General features: G+C 68.8%; 17 protein-coding genes and 1 pseudogene. 11 read left to right on the top strand and 7 right to left on the bottom strand.

All coding sequences use genetic code 11. The features are described from left to right. Nucleotides 1-2: 2 nt before the first annotated feature. On the top strand, nucleotides 3-1,193 hold the full coding sequence (gene prpF, locus CFB39_RS31275) for a 2-methylaconitate cis-trans isomerase PrpF (RefSeq protein ID WP_069252700.1): 1,191 nt from the start codon (nucleotides 3-5) through the stop codon (nucleotides 1,191-1,193). A 182-nt stretch (nucleotides 1,194-1,375) separates the two neighbouring features. Next, nucleotides 1,376-2,428, top strand: coding sequence for a CaiB/BaiF CoA-transferase family protein (locus CFB39_RS31270; protein ID WP_089475842.1), 1,053 nt, complete (start codon nucleotides 1,376-1,378; stop codon nucleotides 2,426-2,428). Nucleotides 2,429-2,450: 22 nt separating this feature from the next. Here CFB39_RS31270 and CFB39_RS31265 read toward each other — a convergent pair whose 3' ends face one another. Beyond that, a complete protein-coding gene (locus CFB39_RS31265; protein ID WP_011353771.1) occupies nucleotides 2,451-2,894 on the bottom strand; it encodes a PaaI family thioesterase in 444 nt (147 codons plus the stop codon). A gap of 270 nt (nucleotides 2,895-3,164) precedes the next feature. Here CFB39_RS31265 and CFB39_RS31260 point away from each other — a divergent pair, with 270 nt between their 5' ends. Then, nucleotides 3,165-4,784 carry a methyl-accepting chemotaxis protein gene (locus tag CFB39_RS31260; protein WP_089433469.1) on the top strand — a complete coding sequence of 540 codons (1,620 nt, stop codon included), beginning with the start codon at nucleotides 3,165-3,167 and terminating at the stop codon, nucleotides 4,782-4,784. Here CFB39_RS31260 and CFB39_RS31255 read toward each other — a convergent pair. Continuing rightward, on the bottom strand, nucleotides 4,757-5,866 hold the full coding sequence (locus tag CFB39_RS31255; RefSeq protein WP_089433468.1) for an AGE family epimerase/isomerase: 1,110 nt from the start codon (nucleotides 5,864-5,866) through the stop codon (nucleotides 4,757-4,759). The genes CFB39_RS31260 and CFB39_RS31255 overlap by 28 nt on opposite strands. 114 nt (nucleotides 5,867-5,980) lie before the next feature. Here CFB39_RS31255 and CFB39_RS31250 point away from each other — a divergent pair, with 114 nt between their 5' ends. From CFB39_RS31250 to CFB39_RS31240, 4 genes are all read left to right on the top strand, one after another. After that, nucleotides 5,981-6,679 carry an MgtC/SapB family protein gene (locus tag CFB39_RS31250; RefSeq protein ID WP_046548701.1) on the top strand — a complete coding sequence of 233 codons (699 nt, stop codon included), beginning with the start codon at nucleotides 5,981-5,983 and terminating at the stop codon, nucleotides 6,677-6,679. Between the two features lie 92 nt (nucleotides 6,680-6,771). Further along, the gene (locus CFB39_RS31245) at nucleotides 6,772-8,196 is read left to right on the top strand and encodes a flagellar hook-length control protein FliK (protein WP_089475841.1); all 1,425 of its coding nucleotides are present in this window, start codon (nucleotides 6,772-6,774) and stop codon (nucleotides 8,194-8,196) included. A 175-nt stretch (nucleotides 8,197-8,371) separates the two neighbouring features. After that, nucleotides 8,372-8,527: a hypothetical protein gene (locus CFB39_RS40390; protein WP_006481665.1), complete on the top strand. Its 156-nt coding sequence runs from the start codon at nucleotides 8,372-8,374 to the stop codon at nucleotides 8,525-8,527. A 165-nt stretch (nucleotides 8,528-8,692) separates the two neighbouring features. Continuing rightward, nucleotides 8,693-9,172 (top strand): GNAT family N-acetyltransferase, encoded by a 480-nt coding sequence (locus CFB39_RS31240; protein ID WP_071333859.1) that lies wholly within the window; start codon nucleotides 8,693-8,695, stop codon nucleotides 9,170-9,172. A 225-nt stretch (nucleotides 9,173-9,397) separates the two neighbouring features. On the opposite strand, the gene CFB39_RS31230 is transcribed toward CFB39_RS31240, so the two are convergent. The 3 genes from CFB39_RS31230 to CFB39_RS31220 form a co-directional block, all read right to left on the bottom strand. Further along, nucleotides 9,398-12,487 (bottom strand): heavy metal translocating P-type ATPase, encoded by a 3,090-nt coding sequence (locus CFB39_RS31230; protein ID WP_089475839.1) that lies wholly within the window; start codon nucleotides 12,485-12,487, stop codon nucleotides 9,398-9,400. A gap of 214 nt (nucleotides 12,488-12,701) precedes the next feature. After that, complete coding sequence (locus CFB39_RS31225; protein WP_089475838.1) at nucleotides 12,702-13,025, bottom strand: type II toxin-antitoxin system HicB family antitoxin; 324 nt, start codon at nucleotides 13,023-13,025, stop codon at nucleotides 12,702-12,704. After that, nucleotides 13,022-13,300, bottom strand: a complete 279-nt coding sequence (locus CFB39_RS31220) for a toxin HicA (RefSeq protein ID WP_206124945.1) — start codon at nucleotides 13,298-13,300, stop codon at nucleotides 13,022-13,024. The genes CFB39_RS31225 and CFB39_RS31220 overlap by 4 nt, the downstream gene beginning before the upstream one ends. A gap of 311 nt (nucleotides 13,301-13,611) precedes the next feature. Here CFB39_RS31220 and CFB39_RS31215 point away from each other — a divergent pair, with 311 nt between their 5' ends. Both CFB39_RS31215 and CFB39_RS31210 read left to right on the top strand, forming a co-directional pair. Then, the gene (locus CFB39_RS31215) at nucleotides 13,612-15,048 is read left to right on the top strand and encodes a DUF1254 domain-containing protein (protein WP_089428876.1); all 1,437 of its coding nucleotides are present in this window, start codon (nucleotides 13,612-13,614) and stop codon (nucleotides 15,046-15,048) included. Nucleotides 15,049-15,196: 148 nt separating this feature from the next. Further along, nucleotides 15,197-19,000: a DUF748 domain-containing protein gene (locus CFB39_RS31210; protein ID WP_089475837.1), complete on the top strand. Its 3,804-nt coding sequence runs from the start codon at nucleotides 15,197-15,199 to the stop codon at nucleotides 18,998-19,000. A gap of 56 nt (nucleotides 19,001-19,056) precedes the next feature. Here CFB39_RS31210 and CFB39_RS31205 read toward each other — a convergent pair whose 3' ends face one another. Then, the gene (locus CFB39_RS31205; protein ID WP_027790361.1) at nucleotides 19,057-19,281 is read right to left on the bottom strand and encodes a hypothetical protein; all 225 of its coding nucleotides are present in this window, start codon (nucleotides 19,279-19,281) and stop codon (nucleotides 19,057-19,059) included. A gap of 317 nt (nucleotides 19,282-19,598) precedes the next feature. On the opposite strand from CFB39_RS31205, the gene CFB39_RS31200 reads away from it, so the two are divergent. Continuing rightward, nucleotides 19,599-21,275 (top strand): alkaline phosphatase family protein, encoded by a 1,677-nt coding sequence (locus CFB39_RS31200; RefSeq protein WP_373452752.1) that lies wholly within the window; start codon nucleotides 19,599-19,601, stop codon nucleotides 21,273-21,275. 98 nt (nucleotides 21,276-21,373) lie between these two features. Here CFB39_RS31200 and CFB39_RS31195 read toward each other — a convergent pair. Continuing rightward, nucleotides 21,374-22,269: pseudogene (locus CFB39_RS31195) on the bottom strand (LysR substrate-binding domain-containing protein). A gap of 161 nt (nucleotides 22,270-22,430) precedes the next feature. Between CFB39_RS31195 and CFB39_RS31190 the strand changes: the two are divergent. Further along, nucleotides 22,431-23,282: an ABC transporter permease gene (locus tag CFB39_RS31190; RefSeq protein ID WP_089475835.1), complete on the top strand. Its 852-nt coding sequence runs from the start codon at nucleotides 22,431-22,433 to the stop codon at nucleotides 23,280-23,282. Nucleotides 23,283-23,289 lie beyond the last annotated feature (7 nt).

Here is a 23,289-nt window from a genome sequence, read left to right as displayed (position 1 = left end):
ACATGGCTCACACTCCTCAAATCAGGATTCCCGCGACCTACATGCGCGGCGGCACCAGCAAGGGCGTGTTCTTCCGGCTGCAGGACCTGCCGGACGCCGCGCAGGCGCCGGGCGCCGCGCGCGACGCGCTGCTGCTGCGCGTGATCGGCAGCCCCGATCCGTACGGCAAGCAGATCGACGGGATGGGCGGCGCGACGTCGTCCACCAGCAAGACGGTGATCGTGTCGAAGAGCGCGCGGCCCGGCCACGACGTCGACTACCTGTTCGGCCAGGTGTCGATCGACAAGGCGTTCGTCGACTGGACCGGCAACTGCGGCAACCTGTCGGCGGCGGTCGGCCCGTTCGCGATCAGCGGCGGGCTCGTCGATCCGGCGCGCGTGCCGCGCGACGGCGTCGCGACCGTGCGGATCTGGCAGGCGAACATCGGCAAGACGATCGTCGCGCATGTGCCGGTGACGAACGGCGCGGTGCAGGAGACGGGCGATTTCGAGCTGGACGGCGTCACGTTCCCGGCGGCCGAAGTGCAGCTCGAGTTCATGGACCCGGCCGCCGAGGAAGAAGGCGCGGGCGGGTCGATGTTCCCGACCGGCAACCTCGTCGACGATCTCGCGGTGCCGGGCGTCGGCACGCTGAAGGCGACGATGATCAACGCGGGCATTCCGACGATCTTCGTCGAAGCGGAAGCGATCGGCTATACGGGCACCGAGCTGCAGGACGCGATCAACGGCGATGCGAAGGCGCTCGAGAAGTTCGAGACGATTCGTGCGCACGGCGCGCTGCGCATGGGCCTGATCGACACGCTCGATGAAATCGCGACGCGGCAGCACACGCCGAAGATCGCGTTCGTCGCGAAGCCGGCCGACTACGTCGCATCGAGCGGCAAGCGCGTGAACGCGGGTGACGTCGACCTGCTGGTGCGTGCGATGTCGATGGGCAAGCTGCACCACGCGATGATGGGCACGGCGGCGGTCGCGATCGGCACGGCCGCGGCGATCCCCGGCACGCTCGTCAACCTGGCGGCGGGCGGCGGCGAACGCAACGCGGTGCGCTTCGGGCATCCGTCGGGCACGCTGCGCGTCGGCGCGGAAGCGCAGCTCGAGAACGGCGAGTGGACCGTCACCAAGGCGATCATGAGCCGCAGTGCGCGCGTGTTGATGGAAGGCTGGGTGAGGGTGCCGGGCGACGCGTTCTGAGCGTGGCCGGTTCCGGCAAGGCAGCCGGAATGCGCGCGGCTTGCCCCGATCCCTGCGAAGCGGACCCCGCGACGCAGGGATTTTTCATTTGACGCGTTGACGCCCGCGTGACGGGGGCGATCCGATGCGAGGCGTATGGCATCGGAGACCGTCGCGATACGCGACACAGACAGGAGAATCGTATGCCGCTCGATGCGCCGCTTTCCGGCATCCACATCGTCGAATTCGAAGGTCTCGGCCCCGGCCCGCTCGCGGGCTGGATGCTCGCCGGGATGGGCGCGCGGCTCACACTGATCGCCCGTCCGTCCGGCCGCACGAGCGCGCCGGACGCGTTGCAGGCCCGCGACGGCGACCTGCTGCGCGAAGGCAAGACGATCGTCGAACTCGACCTGAAGTCGCCGGCCGGCCGCGACGCCGCGCTCGACCTGGTCGCGCAGGCCGATGCGCTGATCGAGGGGCTGCGGCCCGGCGTGATGGAGCGGCTCGGCCTCGGGCCCGACGATTGCGCACGCCGCAAGCCGACGCTCGTGTACGGGCGGATGACCGGCTGGGGCCAGCACGGCCCGCTCGCGGCCGCGGCCGGACACGACCTGAACTACGTCGCGCTGACGGGACTGCTGTCGCTGTCCGCGCCGCGCGACGGCCGGCCGGGGTTGCCGCCGACCGTCGTCGGTGATGCTGGCGGCGCGCTCGGGCTCGCGTTCGGGATCGTCTGCGCGCTGTTCGACGTGCGCGGTGGCGGGCCGGGGCGCGTGGTCGACGGCGCGATCGTCGACATCGTGTCGATGCTCGGCTCGCTCGCGCTGTGGGCGCGCGCGAACGGGCAGCTCGACGGCGCGCAGCCGAGCCTCTTTCATGACGCGCCGTTCTACGACGTGTATCGCTGCGCGGATGGTGAATGCGTGACGATCGGCGCGCTCGAGCCGCCGTTCTATGCGCTGCTGGTCGAACGGCTCGGGCTGAACGACGTCGATCCGGCGTCGCAGTACGACCGCGCGCGCTGGCCCGCGCTGAAGGCGCGTTTCGCGGACGTGTTCGCGCAGCAACCGTCCGCATACTGGCGCACGCTGCTCGAAGGCACCGATGCGTGTTTCGCGCCGCTGTTGAGCGTGGCCGATGCGGCCGTGCATCCGCACAACGCGGCGCGCGGGATCTATCGGACGGATGAGAACGGTAACGTGCGGGCGCGCGTGGCGCCGCGGTTTTTGCCGTTGGCGGGGGACGGGGCGGGTTAGCGCGAAATCGGCTGCCGGCCGCTCACGCCGTTTCCTCCGGCGCATCCGGCATCTTGCCGTCGCCGACGCGGTTGATCGTGCCCTGCGCGATCGCGACGAGCCGCTCGTGATCGCCGTCGATGACGAACACATGACACTGGCAGGTCGCCTGGTGCCGCCCCGCGTAGACGAGCTTCGCGCGGGCGACGAGCGTGCCGTTCACGGCCGGCCGCAGGTAATTGATCTTGTATTCCGCGGTGATCACGCGCGGGCCGAGCACGAGCGCGCCGGCGAACGTCAGCGCGTTGTCCGCGAGGTAGCTGATGACGCCGCCGTGCACGAAACCGTGCTGCTGCCGCAGTTCCTCGCGCACGGGCAGGCACAGCGACACTTCGTTGTCGCCGATATGCATCAGCTCCGTGCCCAGCAGCATGCTGAACGGTTGCGCGCGCAATGCGCCGCGCGCGTGGTCCGTGATGTCGGTCATCGACTTTCCTCGAAATGAGTGCCCGCTTGCGCTGAACTCTAGGAAGGGGGATGCCGATAAGCAAGGAAATTCGTCCGCATTTCGCGCAATTTCCAGCGCGATGCGACGCGATTATTGCGTCGAATGCCGTAGATTTCCCTGTTTTCGGGGGATTCCGCTGGAATGCGCGGACAACGTGAATTTCGTTGCCGTCCGCACCTAAAGTCGGACGAAGAAATGCCGCTAATGCCGGGGCATTGCCTCATCGTCCGCTTTCCAGGAATCTCCCCCATGTTCGGAAAAATCAAGCTCGCGTCGGGTCTGCTCGGCGTGTTGACCGTGTTTTGCGTCTTCCTGTTCGCGATCGAGGCGCTCGGCTTCTGGGCGCTCAAGTCGACGCGCAGCGGCGTCGACGATCTGTCGAACGTCGCGATCACGCAGGTCGAGGCGGCCAGCCAGGCGACCCAGCAGTTGCTCGACGCGCGCATCAACCTGTCACGCGCAGGCACGCGGATGGTGCGCGGCGGCCCGAAGCCGGAAGACATCATCCGCCATGCCGGCGCGTCGCTCGCGGAAGCGGACAAGGCGTTCGCCGCGCTGACGGCCGCGCAGCCGGTCGACGATGCCAACCGCGCGCGCGTCGCGGCGCTCACCGAGCGCTATCGCGCGCTGCGTGGCGCGCTCGGCGAACTCGTGCAGTTCCTCGACGCCGACAACATCCAGGCTTTCCTCGACCAGCCGACACAGAGCATCCAGGACGCCTATATCGCCGAGTTGCGCCGCTTCACCGACTATGGCGGCGCATCGAGCCGCACGGCGCTCGACACCATCGACGGCGGCATGCTCTGGTTCAAGTCGGTGGGCATCGTGCTGCTGGTGGCGATGCTCGTGGCGAGCGCGGCGATCTACGCGGCCGCGCGGCGCGCGGTCGTCGCGCCGCTGGAAGAAGCCGGCCGCCATTTCGAGCGGATCGCGCAGGGCCGGCTCGACGAGGTCGTGCGGGCAGGGGGCGTGTTCGAGATCGACCGGATGCTGCGCGGCCTCGCCACGATGCAGACGAGCATCGCGGGCACCGTGCGCACGGTGCGCCAGGCGTCCGACGCGATCCACCTCGGCGCGGGCGAGATCGCGGGCGGCAACGCCGACCTGTCGGCGCGCACCGGCACGCAGGCGGCGTCGCTCGAGGAAACGGCCGCGAGCATGGAGGAACTGACGGCGACCGTCCGGCAGAACACCGACAGCGCGCGTGCGGCGAGCGCGCTGGCCGACGCGGCGCTCGAGGCGACGAGCCACGGCGGCGGCGTGGTCGATAGCGTGATCGACCGGATGCGCGGCATCGCGCAGAGCTCGGGGCGGATCGCGGAGATCATCTCGGTGATCGACGGCATCGCGTTCCAGACCAACATCCTCGCGCTGAACGCGGCCGTGGAAGCCGCCCGCGCAGGCGAACAGGGGCGCGGCTTCGCGGTCGTCGCGGGTGAGGTGCGCTCGCTCGCGCAGCGCAGCGCGCAATCGGCGAAGGAGATCAAGGCGCTGATCGAGGATTCGGTCGCGCAGATCAACGGCGGCGCGGAGCTCGTCGAGCGCGCCGGCGATGCGATGCGGACGGTGTCGGCGTCGATCACGCGCGTCGTGCAGACGATGTCCGAGATCACGGCGGCGTCGGTCGAGCAGAGCGTCGGGATCGAGCAGGTGAACCAGGCCGTCACGCAGATGGATCAGCTCACGCAGCAGAACGCGGCGCTGGTGGAGGAGGTCGCGGCGGCGGCCGCGTCGCTGAACGACCAGACCGCGCACCTGATGCAGGCGGTGTCGGTGTTCGAACTGGGCGACGGCCGCGCCGCACGCGGCGAGCGCGCGGCGCCGTCGTTCGACGACGCGGGTTACGCGCCGGCCGGCAGCGCCGCGTAGGCGGTCTCGAGGTGGTAGGGCGTCGTCGACGGCATGTCGGCGCGCGCCACCTGCCCGTCCGCCGTCTTGCACTCGAACCAGCCGCGCGGATGCAGGAAGCGCGCGGCGAAGCGTTCGATCTGCCGCGCGAGCGGCGCGGAGGCCGGCGTGCCGCCGTGCGTCGCGAGCGCGCGCAGGTACTCGGTCTGCGCCCAGATCCGCTGCGTGCCGTCGATGCACGCGCCTTGCGCGTCGAGCGCCGCGCAGACCCCGCCCGTCTGCGGATCGACGCCGTATTGCTCCGCGAACACGAATGCGCGCGCCAGCGCGCCGGGGAGCCCGGTCTGCGCGAGCCGCGCGCCGGCCGCATCGACCAGATAGAACCATTCGAACTGATGGCCGGGCTCGAACCGGTTGTCGGCCGCGCCGAGCGGCAGCTCGGCCACGCAGCCGGTTGCCGCGTCGACGAACGTGCGCTCGACGGCCTGCGCGGTGCGCGCGAGCGCGTCGTCGAACGCCGTGTCGCCGAATGCGGCGGCCGCCGCGAGCCACGCTTCGGTCAGGTGCATCAGCGGATTCTGCAGCGCCCCGCTGCCGGATGACGAGAAATCGGCGTGGCGCGCCGCGTCGAGCAGCGCGTCGCCGCGGTGCGGCGCGAAGCGGTCCTGAATCAGCGCGGCGGTCTCTTCGGCTGTCTTGCGCGCGGCGGCGTCGCCCGACGCCGCATACCACGCGGCGCACGCGAACACGATGAAGGCGTGCGTGTAGAGATCCTTGGTCGTGTCGAGCGGGGCGCCCTGCGCGTCCACGCTGTAGTGCCAGCCGCCGTGGCGCGGGTCGCGAAAGTGGCGGCCGAGCGCGTCGAACAGCGTGGCCGCGTGCGTGGTGTCGCCGGCCTGCGCGAACACGAACAGTTGCCGCGCGCAGGCCATCGCGCGATAACGGGTCACGGGCAGCGGCGCGTGGGTGGCCGGATCGACGGCTTCGAACGGCAACTGTAATGTCTGGTCGAACCCTGAACCCCGCCAGATCGGCAAGACGACGTGCGCGAAATGGTGGCGCAGCTGGGCGGCCTGGGCGGAAGCGGAGTCGGAAACGGACATGACGGGGTTGAGCGCTGGGTTCGAAACGTGTCGGCGCGGCCCGGAGGATCGGCGCGACCGGGGCCAAGGATAAAACATTCCGCACGGCCGGCACCAAAAAAGGAGATAAATCGCATGCTGAGCAACCTGGAACTCGTGATGCGGCTCGTCCTCGCGGCGGCGCTGGGCAGCGTCATCGGCTTCGAGCGCGAGCGTCTGTCGTGGGCGGCCGGCCTGCGGACGCACATGCTCGTCTGCGTCGGTTCGACGCTGATCATGATCGTATCGGCGTTCGGGTTCGCCGACGTGCTCGGCAGCAGCGAGCACATCGTGCTCGACCCGTCGCGGATCGCCGCGCAGGTCGTATCGGGCATCGGCTTCCTCGGCGCGGGCTCGATCCTGCTGCGCGGCGAGATCGTGCGCGGGCTGACGACGGCCGCGAGCCTGTGGTCGGTCGCCGCGATCGGCCTCGCGGTGGGCGGCGGGCTCTACGTCGCGTCGATTTCGGCGACGATCATCATCCTGATCATCCTGGCCGGCATCAAGCCGCTGGAGCGGCGCTACTTCACGGTGCGCCAGCGGCGCCAGCTCGCGCTGACGGTCGTGGGCGGCACGCTGAACTTCGATTCGCTGCACGCGGCGCTCGGCCCGGACAGTGCACGCGTGAAGCAGTTCATCGTGCAGCGCGCCGACGACACGGGCGAGCACGACGAGGTGCGCATCGCGCTTGCGCGGGTATCGGAACTTGAATACCAGGCGATCTGCGACAAGCTGCGCGCGCTGAAGGGCGTCACGCGTTTCGAAGAGGGCAACGGGTTGTCGGGCGACGAATAGGCGGAATCGGCGACGGGGCATGCGACAATGGCCGACCACCGATTCCGTTCGACATCCGGTTCCGCGCTTGCGGGCCCCGCCATCCGATTTCCATGACCGAATCCGTTTCCTCGCCTCGCTCCCGCTCCCGTTCCAATCGTTCGTCGGCCCGTTCGCGCCCGCGCTCGGCTGCTGCCGCGGGCAGTACGTCCGCGAGGGCGACGGTGCGGTCCGGCAGTGCGCCGGCCGGCGACGCGTCGCGAGACGAACGGACGCTCGACCTGTTCGGCGATCCGGTGCTCGAGCCGGGCGAGCGTGTGCCGGCCGCGGCGCGTGACGAAGCGGGCGCGCAAGCCGAGGCGGCGGTCGATGTCGCGGACGATGTGGCGTCCGGGCGGCAGGCTGCGCTGGACGGGTTCGGTGCGCCGGATGGGGTGGCCGCGGCAGGACATGTGGAAGCGGCAGAAGGTGCAGTGACGCCCGGAGACGCGACGGTGGCGCATGGCGTTGCGTCGCCTGAAGGTGGTGGTGACGCAAACGTCGACGTCGTGCCGGCTTCTGGCGCAGCTGCGATGCAGGCGGTCGATATTCCCCTGGCCGATGGCGTCGCATCGAAGGCCGCCGACGGGCCTGCGGGCGATGGCGCCGCAACGGCGGCGACCAAGCTGCAAGCAGATGAGGGTGCTGAGGTGAAGGCGACCGGATCTCAAGCGGCTGATGGCGAAGTCGAGAAGGCTGTTGTTGCTGCTGCCGCCGTTAAATCCCGCGAAGGGCGATCCTCCGGTGACGCCGCGAAGGAACGCCGTGCGTCGTCAGGTGGCAAACGCCGGACGGCTGCCGGCGCAAGCGAAGCGACAACGGAGCAATCCGCGCCGGTCGTGTCGAGCGTCGACTCGGCGCCGGACGCGGCCGGGGCGAGCCCGGTGACGACGGTCGAGCCGCAGACGTCGGCGCAGCCGGCCAAGCCGGTGATCGCCGCGAACACGGCCAACACCGCCAACACCGCCAACACCGCCAACACCGCCAACACCGCCAACACCGCGAAGGCCCATGACGCCGCGCCGCGGGCCGACGCCACCGTATCCCCGGTCACCCAGCCGCTGGCTTCCGCTGCCTCCTTTGTCACGAAGCCGTCGGCGGAGCGCACGCAACCGGCCGCGCCGGCGTTCGATCCGGATACGCACCTGCGCCCGCTGACCGACAGGCTGGCCGCCCTGCAGGCCGATGTGGACGGTCTGACGCGCACCGCCGATCGCGAGATGCGTCGCGTCAACCGCCTGCTGCTGGCGTTGGCCGTCGTCGTGCTGGCCGGGCTCGTCGCGCTGGTGATGCAGACGCGGCAGATCGCGCACCTGAAGCAGGACGTCGCCACGAAGCAGCAGCGGATCGACCGCCTCGCGGCCGATCTGTCGACGCAGCAGGCAACGCTGATGACGCTCGAAGAGCATCACGAAGCGCTTCTGTCGCAAGTCGACCGGCTTCAGCGCAACGCGAACCGCGAAGCGGCCGTCGCGAAGCGCGCTCGCCGCACGCGTTAATCGTTTCGACCCTATCCTGGAAGCCCGACCGAGCAAGGATCGCCGTGATGTACCGGCGATCCGCCGTCGCGCGCATGCGGCAAACTGATGCGGTGCGCTGGCAGAGTTCAGGGAAAACCCTTAGAATGAAGTCCATCTAAGGGAAAACCCTAGCCACATCTGTCAGGAGTCTCACATGAGCTTCATCCTCGCCCTGCTGCAAAAGATCGACGACCTTTTCGTGTCCCCGCACCTGCCGCTCGATGCCGAATACTCGTACGCTGCGCGTCGTGCCGAAGCCGAGCGCGTGCGTCGTGCGCACCTCGTGCCGATCGTCCTGTACCGTCGCTGATTCGCTGATTCGCTGATTCGCTGATTCGCTGATTCGCTGATTCGCTGATTCGCTGTCAGCGCGGCGCCTGCCGCACCTGCCTGTCCGCTTTCCGCCGCTGCATCGCGCGCCGGCGCGACCGTCCCGCTACACTGGAAGTCCGATTCCGTTCACGGTGACCGCGCCATGCTGCAGATGCGGCCAATGACGGCCAGCGAATTCCACGCGTACCGCACGCGAGCCATCGACGGCTACGCGAGCGATCTCGTTTCATCCGGACAAAATGCTGTCGAAGACGCGGCCAGCCGTGCGCGCGCCTGTTTCGACACGCTGCTGCCGGACGGCCTGCGTACCTCCGGCCAGACCCTCGTCGTGCTCATCGACGGCGCCAGCGGCGACGCGGTGGGCGACCTCTGGTATGCGATCGTGCCTGAAGGGCCGAACCGCACGCTGTTCATCTACGACCTCGACATCGCCCCGTCCCGGCGCCGCCAGGGCTGGGCCACGCGTACGCTCGAGGCGCTCGATGCCGAGGCACGCCGGTACGGCGTCACCGAGATCGGGCTGTCGGTGTTCAATCACAACGCGGCGGCCCGCGCGCTGTATCGTGCGTGCGGCTTCGCGCCGATCACGACGACCTTGATCAAGCCAGTCATTTCGGACTGAAGCCACCGGCCGGCGCCGCGTCGTCGTGTGCTGGCGGTTCGCCCCGCCGCGATCGGCCAATGCCGGCCGACCTCACGATCCTTCCTGTTCGCCAAGCGCCAAGCGCCAAGCGCCAAGCGCCAAGCGCCAAGCGCCAAGCGCCAAGCGCCAAGCGCCAAGCGCCAAGCGCCAAGCGCCAAGCGCCGAACGGCCATCCGGCCGTTCGGCACACATCACCGGCACACATCACCGCGCGCGTCCCTTCCATCTCCGCAACAGCAACGCGTTGGTCACGACGCTGACGCTCGAAAACGCCATCGCCGCGCCCGCGATCACCGGATTCAGCAAGCCGAGCGCCGCGAGCGGCACGCCGACCAGGTTGTAGACGAACGCCCAGAACAGGTTCTGCTGGATCTTCCGGTACGTGCGTCGGGAGATGTCGATTGCGTCCGCGACGAGCGCCGGGTCGCCGCGCATCAGCGTGATGCCGGCCGTGTGCATCGCGACGTCCGTGCCGGTCGCCATCGCGATGCCGACATCGGCCGCCGCGAGCGCGGGCGCATCGTTGATCCCGTCGCCGACCATCGCGACGATCCCGCCGTGCGTGCGCTTCAGCTCGGCGACGACGCGCGCCTTGTCGTCGGGCAGCACCTGCGCATGAACCTCGCCGATCCCGAGCGACGCCGCGACGGCAGCCGCGCTGCCGCGGTTGTCGCCCGTCACGAGTACGCTCGCGACGCCGCGCGCCGACAGCGCCGCGATCGCGTCGCGGGCACCCGGCTTCACGGTGTCGCCGAAAGCGATCAGCGCGAGCAACGCGCGCGGCGCGTCGGCGCGCATCAGCCACGAGATCGTGTTGCCCGCGCGCTCGAGTTCCGCCGCGCGCGCGTCGAGCGCGGGCGGCGCCGCGATGCCGAGCTCGTCGCGCCAGCGCGTACTGCCGAGCGCGAGCAACTGCCCGCCGACACGTGCTTCCACGCCGCGTCCGGCCACCGCACGCGCATCGGCGGCGACGGGCGACGACACCGCACCGCCGCGTGCGGCGATGTCGGCTTCGTGCGCGGCGACCACGGCGCGCGCGAGCGGATGGTCGCTCTGGCGCTGCACCGCCGCCGCGAGCGCGAGCGCTTCGTCATGCGGCACGTCGACCGCTTCGAACGCGGTCACGGACGGCTTGCCTTCGGTCAGCGTACCGGTCTTGTCGAACGCAATCACGGTCGTGCGCTGCGCGAGTTCGAGCGCCTGCGCATCCTTGATCAGCACGCCGTGCCGGGCCGCGACGCCCGTGCCGGCCATGATCGCGGCGGGCGTCGCGAGGCCGAGCGCGCACGGGCACGCGATGACGAGCACCGCGACCGCGTTGAGGATCGCGGTTTCGGTGCCGGCGCCCGCGATCAGCCAGCCGACCAGCGTCAGCAACGCGATGCCGAGGATCGCCGGCACGAACACCTCGCTCACGCGATCGACGAGCCGCTGGATCGGCGCCTTCTCGGCCTGCGCGGATTCGACGAGGCGGATGATGCGCGCGAGCGTCGTCTCCGCGCCGATCGCGGTGGTTTCGACGACGAGCGCGCCTTCGCCGTTGATCGAGCCGGCCGTGACGGGGTCGCCGTCGTCCTTCGGCACGGGCAGGCTTTCGCCGGTGATCAGCGATTCGTCGATGTGCGAGCGGCCCGACACGATCCGGCCGTCGACGGGCACGCGCTCACCGGGACGGATGCTGACGCGGGTGCCGACGCGTACCTGCGCCAGCGGCACGTCGCGCTCGACGCCGTGCTCGACGACGCGCGCGCGGTCGGGACGCAGCGCGTTCAGCGCGCGGATCGCGTCGGTGGTCTGGCGCTTCGCGCGCGATTCGAGCCACTTGCCGAAGCGCACCAGCGTGACGATGACGGCCGACGCCTCGAAATACAGGTGGCCGGGATGCAGGGGGTCGCGCAGCAGCATCCACAGGCTCAGCCCGTACGCGGCCGACGTGCCGAGCGCGACGAGCAGGTCCATGTTGCCGGTGCGTGCCTTCACCGCATGCCAGGCCGCGCGATAGAAGCGCGCGCCGTAGCCGAACTGGACGATCGACGCGAGCATGAGCTGGAGCCAGCCGGGCAGCATCAGGTCGATGCCGAACGGCGCGACGAGCATCGGTGCGACAAGGGGCGCGCTTAGGACGGCGGACCAGATCACGAGATCGCGTTCGCGAATCGCTTCGAGGTGCTTGCGGGTGTCGGGGTCTTGCGCGGGGCTGCCCGGTTGCGCGTCAGCCCCGACGGTGGCGCCGGCTGATGAGGCGGCGGAGAGCGACGCGCGGTAGCCGGCTGTGGTGACGGCCGCGATCAGCGTCACGGCGTCGAGCGCGCCAGCGCCGTGCACCGACGCACGCTCGGTCGCGAGGTTGACGGAAGCGCGCGCGACGCCCGGCACGGCGGCCAGCGCCTTTTCGACGCGGCCGGCGCACGATGCGCAGGTCATCCCGCCGATGTCGAGTTCGAGATCGGCGGGGGCGATGGCGGCTGCCGGCGGGATCGCGGCGCCGGCTACCGGCGTCGCGCCATAACCGGCTTGTTTCACGGCTTCGGCGAGCCGGGCGGCGGTTACATCGGGCGCGGCGTCGACGGTAGCCCGTTCGGTCGCGAGATTGACCGACGCGCGCGTGACGCCCGGCACCTTCGCCAGCGCTTTTTCGACACGCGACACGCAGGACGCGCACGTCATCCCGTCGATGTCGAGTTCGATGCTGGCGGGCGCGGCAGGCAGCGAAGGCGCGAACGCGGCGACGCCGGCATCCGTTACCGTCGGCGTCGCGCCGTAGCCGGCCTGCTTCACGGTGTCCACCAGTTGCGCGGCGGAAACGTTCGCCGCGGCATCGACGGTGGCCCGTTCGGTCGCGAGGTTGACCGACGCGCGCGTGACGCCCGGCACCTTCGCCAGCGCTTTTTCGACGCGCGACACGCACGATGCGCAGGTCATCCCGTCGATATCGAGTTCGATGGTGGTGCTGTCGGCCGGAAGCGGGTGGCGGGTCGTGGAAGCGGCTGCGGCCAGCGGTGCGGGCGATGCTTCGACAGGATGGGCATGCGGCGCCGCGGCGTCTTCGAGCAGCGGGGCGCGCACGGTGGCGCGGTAGCCGGCTGCGTCGACCGCCTCGACGAGCTGCGCGGCTTCGACCGTATCGTGCGCAGTCACAGTCGCCGTGTGCGTGTCGAGGTCAACCGCCGCGTCGACGACGCCCAGCACCGCGGCCAACGCCTGTTGCACGCGGCCCGTACAGCCGCCGCAATGCATGCCGTCAATGCTCAGCTCGGTCGTATGCAGCGCTGCGGAGGCAAGTGATTCAGTCATGTCGGATTCCCTGAATGCGCGGCTCATGCCGCCAATGATCCCAGTATCAACATTCCCATAATGGTAAGGTCAAGGGGAACGTGATGCTTGCGATGCAAGGGGGGCGGATCGGCTCAAGGCATCCCTGTTCACAGGGTGCCACGGCCCTGAAAAAGCGAACGCCCGGCTTCCGCGAGGAAAGCCGGGCGTCCCGTGCTTGCACGCGATCGCGTGGTTACGCGCAGAGCTTGGCGCTGGCGAGACGGTTCAGGCTGACGCCTTGTTCGGCGGCCTGGATCACCAGCGCGCGGTGAGCCTGCGGCGGGATGCGGACCTTGAATTCACCGCTATAGGTTCGGTCGGCGATCGGTTCGGGCACCTTTTCGCCGTTCGCGGCCATGTCGCGCACGACATCGGCAACGAGCCGGCGGATGCCGGCGAGCGCGCCTTCCGGCGTCGCGTCGAGCCACGAAAGAGACGGGAACTCCGCGCACAGGCCGACGTGCTCCCCGTCCTCCGGGGACCACGTTACGCGGTACGTAAAGTGGTCTTGAGTCATGATTTCTGTTCCTTCAGTCGGTCGATCGCGTCGAGAACCTGCCGCACCTGATAGGCCTTGGCTTTCCCGCGATCGTTCTGGATATTCACTCGAGGATCGCCTTGCCACGGTGTCTTGAAAATGGCGTGGCTCGAACCGGATTGGCGGGCCTGGCCGAAGTGTGCCTCGCAGACCTTGAACAGATCGCCGAATCGCACATTCGCGGGCTCGCGCCTCATTTGTTCGAGGATCTTCCAATCGCTTGCCATGCTGAATGGTGTCAATAGTGACACCATCTGTCAATCCAGATGGCAACTCAATCGCTACTGAGACCGGTCCGAAGCCGGCCGAAACCGCCTCGATACCGCCCCAATTTTCCTGAAGATCCGGCGAAACATTTGGGACCGGTCAGCCCGCGGATACGCGCCACCCGCTAATCGGCATATTGGGGGATGCCCTGAGGCGCTATGATACCGGCCTGACATCAGCGCCCACCGTTATGAACCGTAGCGAGACGGTTGTCCGGGCAGGCTGGGGTGCCTTGCTTTCGCCATTCGCAAGTCGAACAAGGCGTTGACTGAAAAGAACGATATTCGGCCAGTAATCGATGATTGAAAACCAGCAGGAATCAGTTTCTCTGCGGCGCGCGTGCGCGTCGCTCGCCATCATGGCGTTGCTAGCGGGGTGCGCGTCGCAACCGGACGCCATCCAGCGGAAAACCGGCTGGATGCGCGCGGAAGTCGCCGACTCCTATGTCTACGCGTATCCGCTCGTGCTGATGGACGTCGCGAAGGAAGCGGCGACGGGCGGCGACGGCGCGCAACCGGGGCAGGCGCCGCTCAACACGCTGCGCCATGCGCAGGCGCTGCCGCCCGTCGGCGCGGTCAATCCACCGCTGCCGGGCGTCGACACGCTCGACTCGACCGGCTGGCTCGACGTCGCGACCGAACCCGTGATCGTCACGTTGCCCGACACGCGCGGCCGCTACTGGGATGCGCGCGCACTCGACATGTGGACGAACGTGCTGTGGTCGTCGTCGAGCGTGGCCGCACGCGGGGCACGCGGCGGCGCGCGATCGCAAACGATTGCCTTCGCCGCGAAGGACTGGCAGGGCACGCTGCCGAAGGGCGCGGTCCGGATCGACGTGCCGTCGGCCAATGCGTGGCTCGAAGTCCGGCTGCAGACGAGCGGCGGGCGCGACCTGACGAACGTGAAGAAACTGCAGCGCGCGATCCGCGTGGTGCCGCTGTCCGTCTACACGGGCGCGGCGCGCGGCGCGTCGGTCGCGGTGCATGCGGGCAGCGCGCCGTCCGAAGCGGTGGGCGGCGGCACGCCGGCCGAGCAGGTGGCCGCACTCGATCCGAAGGCGTTCTTCACGCGCTTCGCGCAGGCGCTGCAGGACAACCCGGCGCCGGCCGACGATGCGCACGCACAGGAACTGCTCGGCGACATCGGCGTGTCGGCTGGCTACCCGGTGCTGTGGACGGGCGACCGCCTCGCGGCCGCGACGGCCGGCGTCGCCGAGGCGCGCGCGCGGCTCTCGACCCCGCCGTCGAACCTGCTGAACGCGAACGGCTGGAGCTGGATCGGCGATACGGCCGGCAAGTACGGCCAGGACTACACGCTGCGCGCGTACGCGGCCTACACGCAGTTCGGCACCGCGACGCGCGACGACGAAACGCTCGCGGTCGTCCGCGTCGACAGCGACGGGCATCCGCTGAACGGCGCGAACCGCTACGTGCTGCATTTCGCGCCGGGCGCGCTGCCGCCGGTGCGCGCGTTCTGGACGCTCACACCCTATTCGACCAACGGCGCGCTGCCCGACGTCGGGTCGGCGCGTCGCTCGCTCGGCGATCGCGACCGGTTGCGCCGCAACCACGACGGCTCGATCGACATCGTCGTGTCGGCGTCGCCGGGCGGCACGCATGCGGCCAACTGGCTGCCGGCGCCGCGCGCCGATTTCGCACTCGCATTGCGCCTGTACGCGCCGAAGCCGCAGGCGAGCGACGGGTCGTGGATGCCGCCCGTCATCGTCCGGAAATGAACGGATGACCGGCGGCGTTGTCCGACCGGCGGGCGCGACGGCGCCCGAACCACGTACCGTCACCTCCTGAGCCTATACTTTCGGGATAGCGTGCGCGGCCGCCCGGTTCTCCGGCGCGGCCCGGCATTCCATCCCGAGGCATTCAAGCATGGCAAGCGCAGACAAAGAAACCGTACCCTCGACCCTCCATGCCCTCGGTGGCGTTACACGCTCGCGCCGGGCCCGGCGCATCGGCATCGGCCTGCTGATCTTCATCGTTTTATTCGGACTGCTCGGGTTCTTCGCGGCGCCGCCGCTGATCCGCCATATCGCCGAACAGCAGTTGAGCAAGCAGCTCGACCGGCCCGCCACGATCCAGCGCATCGCGCTGAACCCCTACACGCTGAACCTCGAAGCCGACGGCATCCATCTCGGCGACAAAGGCGGCCAGGGCGACTTCGTCGACATCGCGAAGCTCGTCGTGCGGCCGTCGTGGTCGTCGCTGTTTCGCGGCGCGCCGATCGTCAATGAAGTGCGCCTCGACTCGCCGCGCTTTCATATCGTCCGCTACGACGCGCAGCGCTTCAACTTCACCGACCTGATCGAGAAGTTCTCGACGCCGTCGCCGAAACCCGAAAGCAAGCCGACGCAGTTCTCGGTGTCGAACATCCAGGTCAACAACGGCCGGATCGATTTCGACGACCGTCTGCTGAACGAAAAGCACGTCGTCGACAACTGGACGCTCGGCATCCCGTACATCGCGACGCTGGCGTCGAAGACCGACATCTTCGTCGAGCCGAAGCTGCGCGCGCGCTTCGACGGCAGCCCGATCGCGATCGACGGCAAGACCAAGCCGTTCGCGCAGTCGCGCGAATCGGAGATCGCGCTGAAATTCGACGGCCTCGACGTGCCGAAGCTGATCTCGTACGTGCCGGCGAAGCTGCCGGTGGCCGTGACGAGCGGCCTCTTGAGCAGCGACCTCGCGGTCAACTTCGTGATGAGCGGCGAGACGCCCGCGCTGCGCGTGTCGGGCACCGTCGACCTGAAGGACGCGAAGGTGACCGACCATGCGTCCGCGCCGCTGTTCGCCGCGCGCGGCGTGCACGTCGCGGCGGCCAGCCTCGAGCCGCTGCGCAACGCGATGCACTTCGACGAGATCCGGATCGACCAGCCGGTGGTCGACCTGGCGCGCGACAAGCAGGGCGTGCTGAACGTCGAGAAGCTCGCCGCGCAGCCGGCGGCCGCCTCGAAGGCCGCCGAGGGCAAGCCGGCGGCGTCGGGCGCAACCGGGGCTTCCGCCGCGGTCGCAGCCACCGCCAGTGGCGCGAAGGTCGAAGCCGCAACGAAGGAGGCGCCGCCGCTCGACCTGACGATCCGCCATTTCGCGATCGACGGCGGCACGGTCAACGTCGACGACCGCGTGCCGGCGACGCCGACTGCGCTGTCGCTTACGAAGCTCGCCGCGACGCTCGACGGCTTCACGATGCAGGGCAAGACGCCCGCGAAATACACGCTGTCGACGTCGCTGTCGCGCGGCGGCGACGTGACGGCCGAAGGCGCGTTCAATCTCGCGGAGAAGCAGGTCGAGAGCAAGCTGACGGTCGCCGCGCTCGCGCTGCCGGCGCTGCAGCCGTACCTCGGCGAGGCGACGCGGGCGCGCGTGCTCGACGGCACGCTCGGCGCGACCGTCAACGCGAAGGCCGACTGGGGCAAGACGCCGCTCGCCGCGCAGGTTGCCGACAGCACGGTCAGCCTGAAGTCGCTGAAGATCGCGACGCCCGATGCGAAGGCGCCCGCGATCGTGCTGCCCGACGCGAGCGCGAAGATCGCGAAGGTCGACGTGGCCACGCGCATCGCGGAGATCGCCAGCGTCGACGTCAGCGGGCTCGCGCTCGACGTGCAGCGCCTGAAGGACGGCAAGATCGACCTCGCGGCGCTGGCCGAACCCGCGCAGGCCGCGGTGCCGAAGCGCACGGTCGCGCGCAAGGCCGAGGCCGCCGCGCCGTCGTGGCATTACCGGATCGACGCGCTGAACGTGAAGGATTCGTCCGCGAACTTCACCGACCTGTCGACGCCGCGCCCGGTGAAGCTGGCGATCAAGCCGCTGGACCTGGCGGTGCAGAAGATCAGCGACGACCTGACCAAGCCGCTGCCCGTGCAGCTGAAGGCGACGCTGAACCGCAAGGGTTCGCTGAACGTGACGGGCGACGTGACCGCGCAGCCGCTGAAGCTCGGCCTGAAGATCAACGGCAACCGTCTCGACGCGGCCGCGTTCGAGCCGTATTTCGGCAGCGCGCTGAACGCGACGATCGCCAGTGCGCTGCTCAACGCGCAAGGCAACCTGACGTTCGCGCAGGTGAAGGGCGCGCCGCGCGCGACCTATCGCGGCGATGTCGCGCTGGTCGACGTGCGGATGCTCGACAAGGCGACCTCCGACCCGTTCGCGGGCTGGCGCTCGCTCGCGCTGACGAACCTGAAGGCGAACTACGACGAGAAGGGCACCGACGTCGATGCCGCGCGCGTGACGTTCTCGAACTTCTACGGCCGCGTGCTGCTCGACGCGCAGGGGCGTTTGAACCTGAAGGACGTGGTCGCGAAGGAAACGGGCCCCGCGCAGTCGCTCACGCGTGACGCGAGCAAGGGCGAACCGGTGCCGCTGTCGCCGGGCATGACGCCGCCGGCCGCCGCCCAGGCGGCGTCGGCCGCGGCCGCGCAGCAGGCGTCCGTGCCGGCCGCCGCCTCGGCGACGGTGGTCGTGAAGGCCGCGCCGCCGCCGCAGAACCCGGTGCGCATGCATTTCGGCGAGTTGCTGCTGCAGAACGGCCGCGTGACGTACACCGACAACTTCATCAAGCCGAACTACACGGCGAATCTCGTCGCGATCAAGGGCACGGTCGGCGCGTTCGGCACGGATTCGACGACGTCCGCGCCGGTCGACGTGGCCGCGAATCTCGCGGGCAACGGGCCGATCTCGATCAAGGGTTCGGTGAACCCGCTGATCGAGAAGCCGGCGCTCGACCTCACCGCGACCGCGCACGACATCGAGCTGACCAACCTGACGCCGTACTCGGCGAAGTACGCGGGCTACCCGATCACGAAGGGCAAGCTCAACGTCGACCTGCATTACGAGCTGGCGAACGACCAGCTGAAGGCGAACAACCACATCTTCATCGACCAGCTCACGTTCGGCGACCATGTGGAGAACGACACGGCGACCCGGCTGCCGGTGAAGCTCGCGATCTCGCTGCTGAAGAACACGCGCGGCCAGATCGACGTGAACCTGCCGGTGTCGGGCTCGCTGTCGAATCCGGAGTTCAGCGTCGGCGGGCTGATCTGGCGCGCGGTGCTGAACCTGATCGCGAAGGCCGTCACGTCGCCGTTCTCGCTGCTCGCGCATGCGTTCGGCGGCGGCGGCGAGGATCTCGGCTACGTCGAATTCGCGCCGGGCTCGTATCAGCTCGACGACGCGCAGCAGAAGAAGCTCGACACCGTCGTGAAGATGCTGACCGAGAAGCCGTCGATCCGCCTCGACCTGATCGGCCGCGTCGATCCGGCGAAGGACACGTCGGGGCTCGGCGACGCGTACGTCGATCGGCTCGTGCGCCAGCAGAAGCTGAAGGACGTGGTCGGGCAGGGCGAGAGCATCGACCCGATGTCGGTGAAGGTCGAGCCGGCCGAGTACAGCAAGTACCTGACGCGCGCGTACAAGGCCGCCGACTTCAAGAAGCCGCGCAACGTGATCGGCCTGCAGAAGACGCTGCCCGACGCCGACATGAAGAAGGCGCTCGCCGACCATGCGCCGGCCGACGACAACGCGCTGCGTGCGCTCGCGCAGCAGCGCGCGCAGGCCGTGCGTCAATACCTCGACGGGAAGATCGATTCGAGCCGCGTGTTCGTCGTCGCGCCGAAGCTCGATGCGAAGGGCATCGAGGACAAGGGCGCGACCACCCGCGTCGACTTCGGCCTGCAGTAAGCGAGCCATCCGCCGCCGCGTCCGTTCATCCGTTCGGGCGCGGCGGCGCGTTTTTTTCAGCGCGCGGCGATCGCCGGTTCCTCGCGCTTGCCCAACTCCTTCTTGGCAGCCAGCGGCAGACGCGCGTCGTCCCACTGCGCCAGCCATTCGACTTCCTTCGCGGTGAACACCTGTCCGTAGTTGCGCAACGCGTACTGCAACGCGTCGACGACGTGATGGCGAATGATTTCGGGGGTGCGTGCATCGTCCAGCACGAACCGGAGGGCTTCCAGGGTCGACATACTCGTGCTCCGGGTCAGGGAAAACCCTTTATCACACACCAATAGTCGCGCGCCAAGCCGGAAAAAAATCGTGCGGCCGATGACGCTGCCGGCGGTTTGACCGATGCACCGGTGTAGTGCCGGCAGGTGAGCGCGCCCCGTCGCAACGTGCGCCAGGCCACCTTGCTTTGCGACCGATTCGTGTCACTTGCGATTGGTTACGTTTGATAGAAAACAGAAAGCCCCGCTTCATGCGAGCGACCCACGACGCGCCCATATTCTTGCGCGCCTGATGGCAAGTCACGCAGTTCAACGTCAATCGAAGAGGTGGGGTGATCATGTCTTTCCTTGGTAAGCAGCGGAAGGTGGTGGCGGTGGTGGCGGGCGCGCTGGTGCTCGCCGGTGCGGGTGCGCACGCGGCGCAGCAGGACGGCGACAGTCAGGGCGAGGATCGCGGCCACGCGAGCCGCGTCGTGAAGCACGTGCTTCTGATCAGCGTCGACGGCCTGCACGAGCAGGATCTCGCGCGCTGCATCGGCGCGAACACGTGCCCGAACATCGCGGTGCTCGCGAAGAGCGGCGTGACGTACACGAATGCCTATACGCCGGGCCTGTCGGATTCGTTCCCGGGCCTCGCCGCGCTCGTGACAGGCGGCTCGCCGAAGACGGCCGGCCTGTTCTACGACGTGTCGTACGACCGCAACCTGTACGCGCCGGGCGACACGAGCTGCTCGGGCAAGCAGGGCTGGAACGTCGTGTTCGACGAGACGACCGGCATCGATGCCCAGAACGGCGGCGCGCTCGTCCACCTCGACGGCGGCGGCGCGTTCAACCCGCAGGCGATCCCGAACGCGAAGGTCAACGGCAAGTGCGTGCCGGTCTATCCGCACAACTACGTGAAGACCAACACCGTGTTCGAGGCCGTGAAGGCCGGCATCCCGAACGCGACCACCGCATGGGCCGACAAGCACGCGTGGGGCTACGACTGGCTGAACGGGCCGTCGGGCACCGGCGTCGACGATCTGATGCGCACCGAGATCAACTCGATCGACCCGGTGACGAAGACGGACTACACCGACGTCTATTCGCATACCGCGCAGTTCGACAACCTGCACGTGCAGGCGCTGATCAACCAGATCAACGGACGTGACTCGACGGGCACGAAGAGCGCACCGGTGCCGACGCTGTTCGGCGGCAACTTCCAGACGCTCAGCGTCGCGCAGAAGGCGCCGGTCGCGAAGGGCGGCGGCTATCTCGATGCGAACTTCACGCCGAACGGCCAGGTCGCGAACGCGATCACGTACGTCGACAACTCGATCGGCCATATCGTCGCGGCGCTGAAGCAGGCGAACCTGTATGCGTCGACGGCCGTGATCGTCACGGCGAAGCATGGCCAGTCGCCGACCGATCGCACGAAGCTCGTGAAGAACGGCGACACGCTGACGAAGCTGCTCGAAGCGAACAACTACGTCGACCCGAACGGCAACTTCGGCCAGAACAACACGAAGACGGGCAACCTGAACGACGGCTCCGGCCTGGTCGACACGGGCTTCGTGCAGACCGACGACGTCGGCCTGATCTGGCTGCGCGACCGCAACCAGCGCACGGCCGTGGTGCAGACGCTGAAGGCGAACCTCAGCTGCAACGCGCCGGGGATCTGCGCGGACGGCTCGCAGGCCTACATCCTGTACGGCGCGGCGCTTGCTGACCGCTTCGGCGATCCGGCCAACGGCCGCACGCCGGACATCGTCGTCCAGCCGAATCCGGGCGTGATCTACACGTCGAGCACGAAGAAGGACGAGGAGCACGGCGGCAACGCGCCGGACGACAGCCACCTCGGCCTGCTCGTGTCGTATCCGGGCCTGCATCGCGCACGCACGGTGACCGACACGGTCGGCACGAAACAGGTCGCGCCGACGATCCTCGGGCTGCTCGGCGCGAACCCGCGCCTGCTGCATGCGGTGGTGGCCGAGAATACCGGCGTGCTGCCGGGGCTCGGTATCGATCGGCACTGACGACGGCTGCCGGACCCCGCTGCCCGGCGGTGTCCGGTACGGCGGGACGCGCGGCCGAGCGCGTCCCGCCGCATGACGCATGACGAATGCGGGCCGGCTTACGCCGGCGCGCATTCGTCCAGCATCCATGCCCTGAAGTGCCGCAACGCTTCGCTCGTCTCGAGGCGCTCCGGCGCGTAGCACAGGTAGTGCCCCTGCGCGTCGACCTCGACGGGCGCATCGAACGGCTCGACGAGCGTGCCGGCAGCGAGATTGTCCGCGATCAGGAAGCGCGGCACGAGCGCGAGCCCGAGTCCCGCCTGCGCGCCTGGATCAGCACCGAATACTGTTCGAAGCGCGGCCCGGCGAGCGCGTTCATCTGCGTGGCGCGATGGCGTTCCGCCCACGCGGACCACGCGATTTCCGCCTGCTCGTGCACGAGGCGCGGCGCCGTGACGGCGTCGGCGGGCGTGCGCAACGCGTGCCGCTCGCCGAATTCGCGCGTACAGACCGGCACGAAGGTTCGCCCATCCAGGTAATCGCTTCGCACCCCTTCCCATGCCCCGTCGCCGTAGCGGATCGCCGCGTCGAGCCCGAACGGAAAGATGTCGCCGTGCGCGAGATGGCGGCGAAAGCTCAGCGTGACGCCCGGCGCGACGGCCAGGAAACGCGAGAGCCGCGGTACGAGCCACTTGGTCGTAAACGTCGGCACGCTGGCGATCGTCAGCAGGTCGCCGTTTTCGCGCGCGCTCAGCAGTTCGATCGACGCGTTGCCGATCTCGCGCAGCGGGCCGGCGACGCGTGCGTGGTACACCTGCCCGGCACGCGTGAGCACGAGGCTGCGCCCCTCGCGCACGAACAGCTTCACACCGAACAGCGCCTCGAGATTCGCGATCTGCCGGCTGACTGCGCTGGGCGTCAGGCCCAGTTCGCGGGCCGCGTAGGAGAAGTTCAGATACTTCGCAGAACAGGTGAATGCGTGCAGTTCCGAGACGTTCGGATACAGGTGCTTCATCGCGACTATTCCTTCGGCGCACAGATCGATGCGGGCTTTGTACGTTTTTTTCATGACGATGCCATGTCGGATCCGCACACTGCGGCCATCCAGAAAACGCGTGGCAGCCCCGCCCGGCGGGCGTTGCGCGGTGTCTTCGTCTCTTGTCCGCGAGTGTTTTCATGCCTGCGTCTACCGCCCCGGCCCTGGCCGATGGTGTTCCGATTTCGCGTAACAGGCCGGTACGCCCGAGTGCCGGACGCTTCCTGCTGCACGCGCTCGTCGCGGTGTTCGGGCTCTACCTGTTGCTGCCGATCGCGCTGCTGCTGATCGGCTCGGTCGGCCAGTCGTGGACGAATACGCTGCTGCCGACCGGCTTCACCTGGCACTGGTTCGCCGATCTCGCCGGAAATCGCAGCTTCACCCGCGCATTCGGCGTGAGCCTGACGGTGGCGCTGGCGTGTTGCGCGCTGAATGCCGCGGTCGGCCTGCCGCTCGCGTATGCGCTGCATCACCGTGCGCAGGCCGGGCGCGGCATGGCGACGCGCGTCGTGATGCTGATGCCGGTGGCCGTGCCCGCGCTGACGCTCGGCTTCGGCTATATCGCGATCTTCAGCGGCGACACGCTGCCGTGGCTCGGCACGCTGCCGCTGATGATCGGGGCCCACGCGGTGCTGACGCTGCCGTACCTGCTGCAGACGCTGCTCAGCGATCTGCGCCACCTCGGGCTCGCGCGCCTCGAGGCTTGCGCGGCGACGCTCGGTGCGACGCCGCTGCGCCAGTTCGTCACGATCGTGCTGCCGAACCTGCGGCACAGCCTGTTCTCGGGGCTCGTGATGGTGGCCGCGCTGTCGATCGGCGAATTCCAGATCTCGAACCTGATCGCCGGCTTTCGCTATCGCAACTATCCGATCGTGCTACTGCAGGCGTTCTACGGCGCGTCGGGGATGGCATGCGCGGCGACCGTCGTGCTGCTCGTCCTCGCCGTGCTCGCGACGCTCGTATCGGTCGGCACCGTGCAACGTATGAAGTGAGTCCGTC

The organism is Burkholderia sp. AU6039 (genome assembly GCF_002223365.1).
Taxonomy (GTDB): domain Bacteria; phylum Pseudomonadota; class Gammaproteobacteria; order Burkholderiales; family Burkholderiaceae; genus Burkholderia.
The sequence above is the reverse complement of the archived record's forward strand: the minus strand, read 5'-3'. Positions and strand labels throughout refer to the sequence as shown.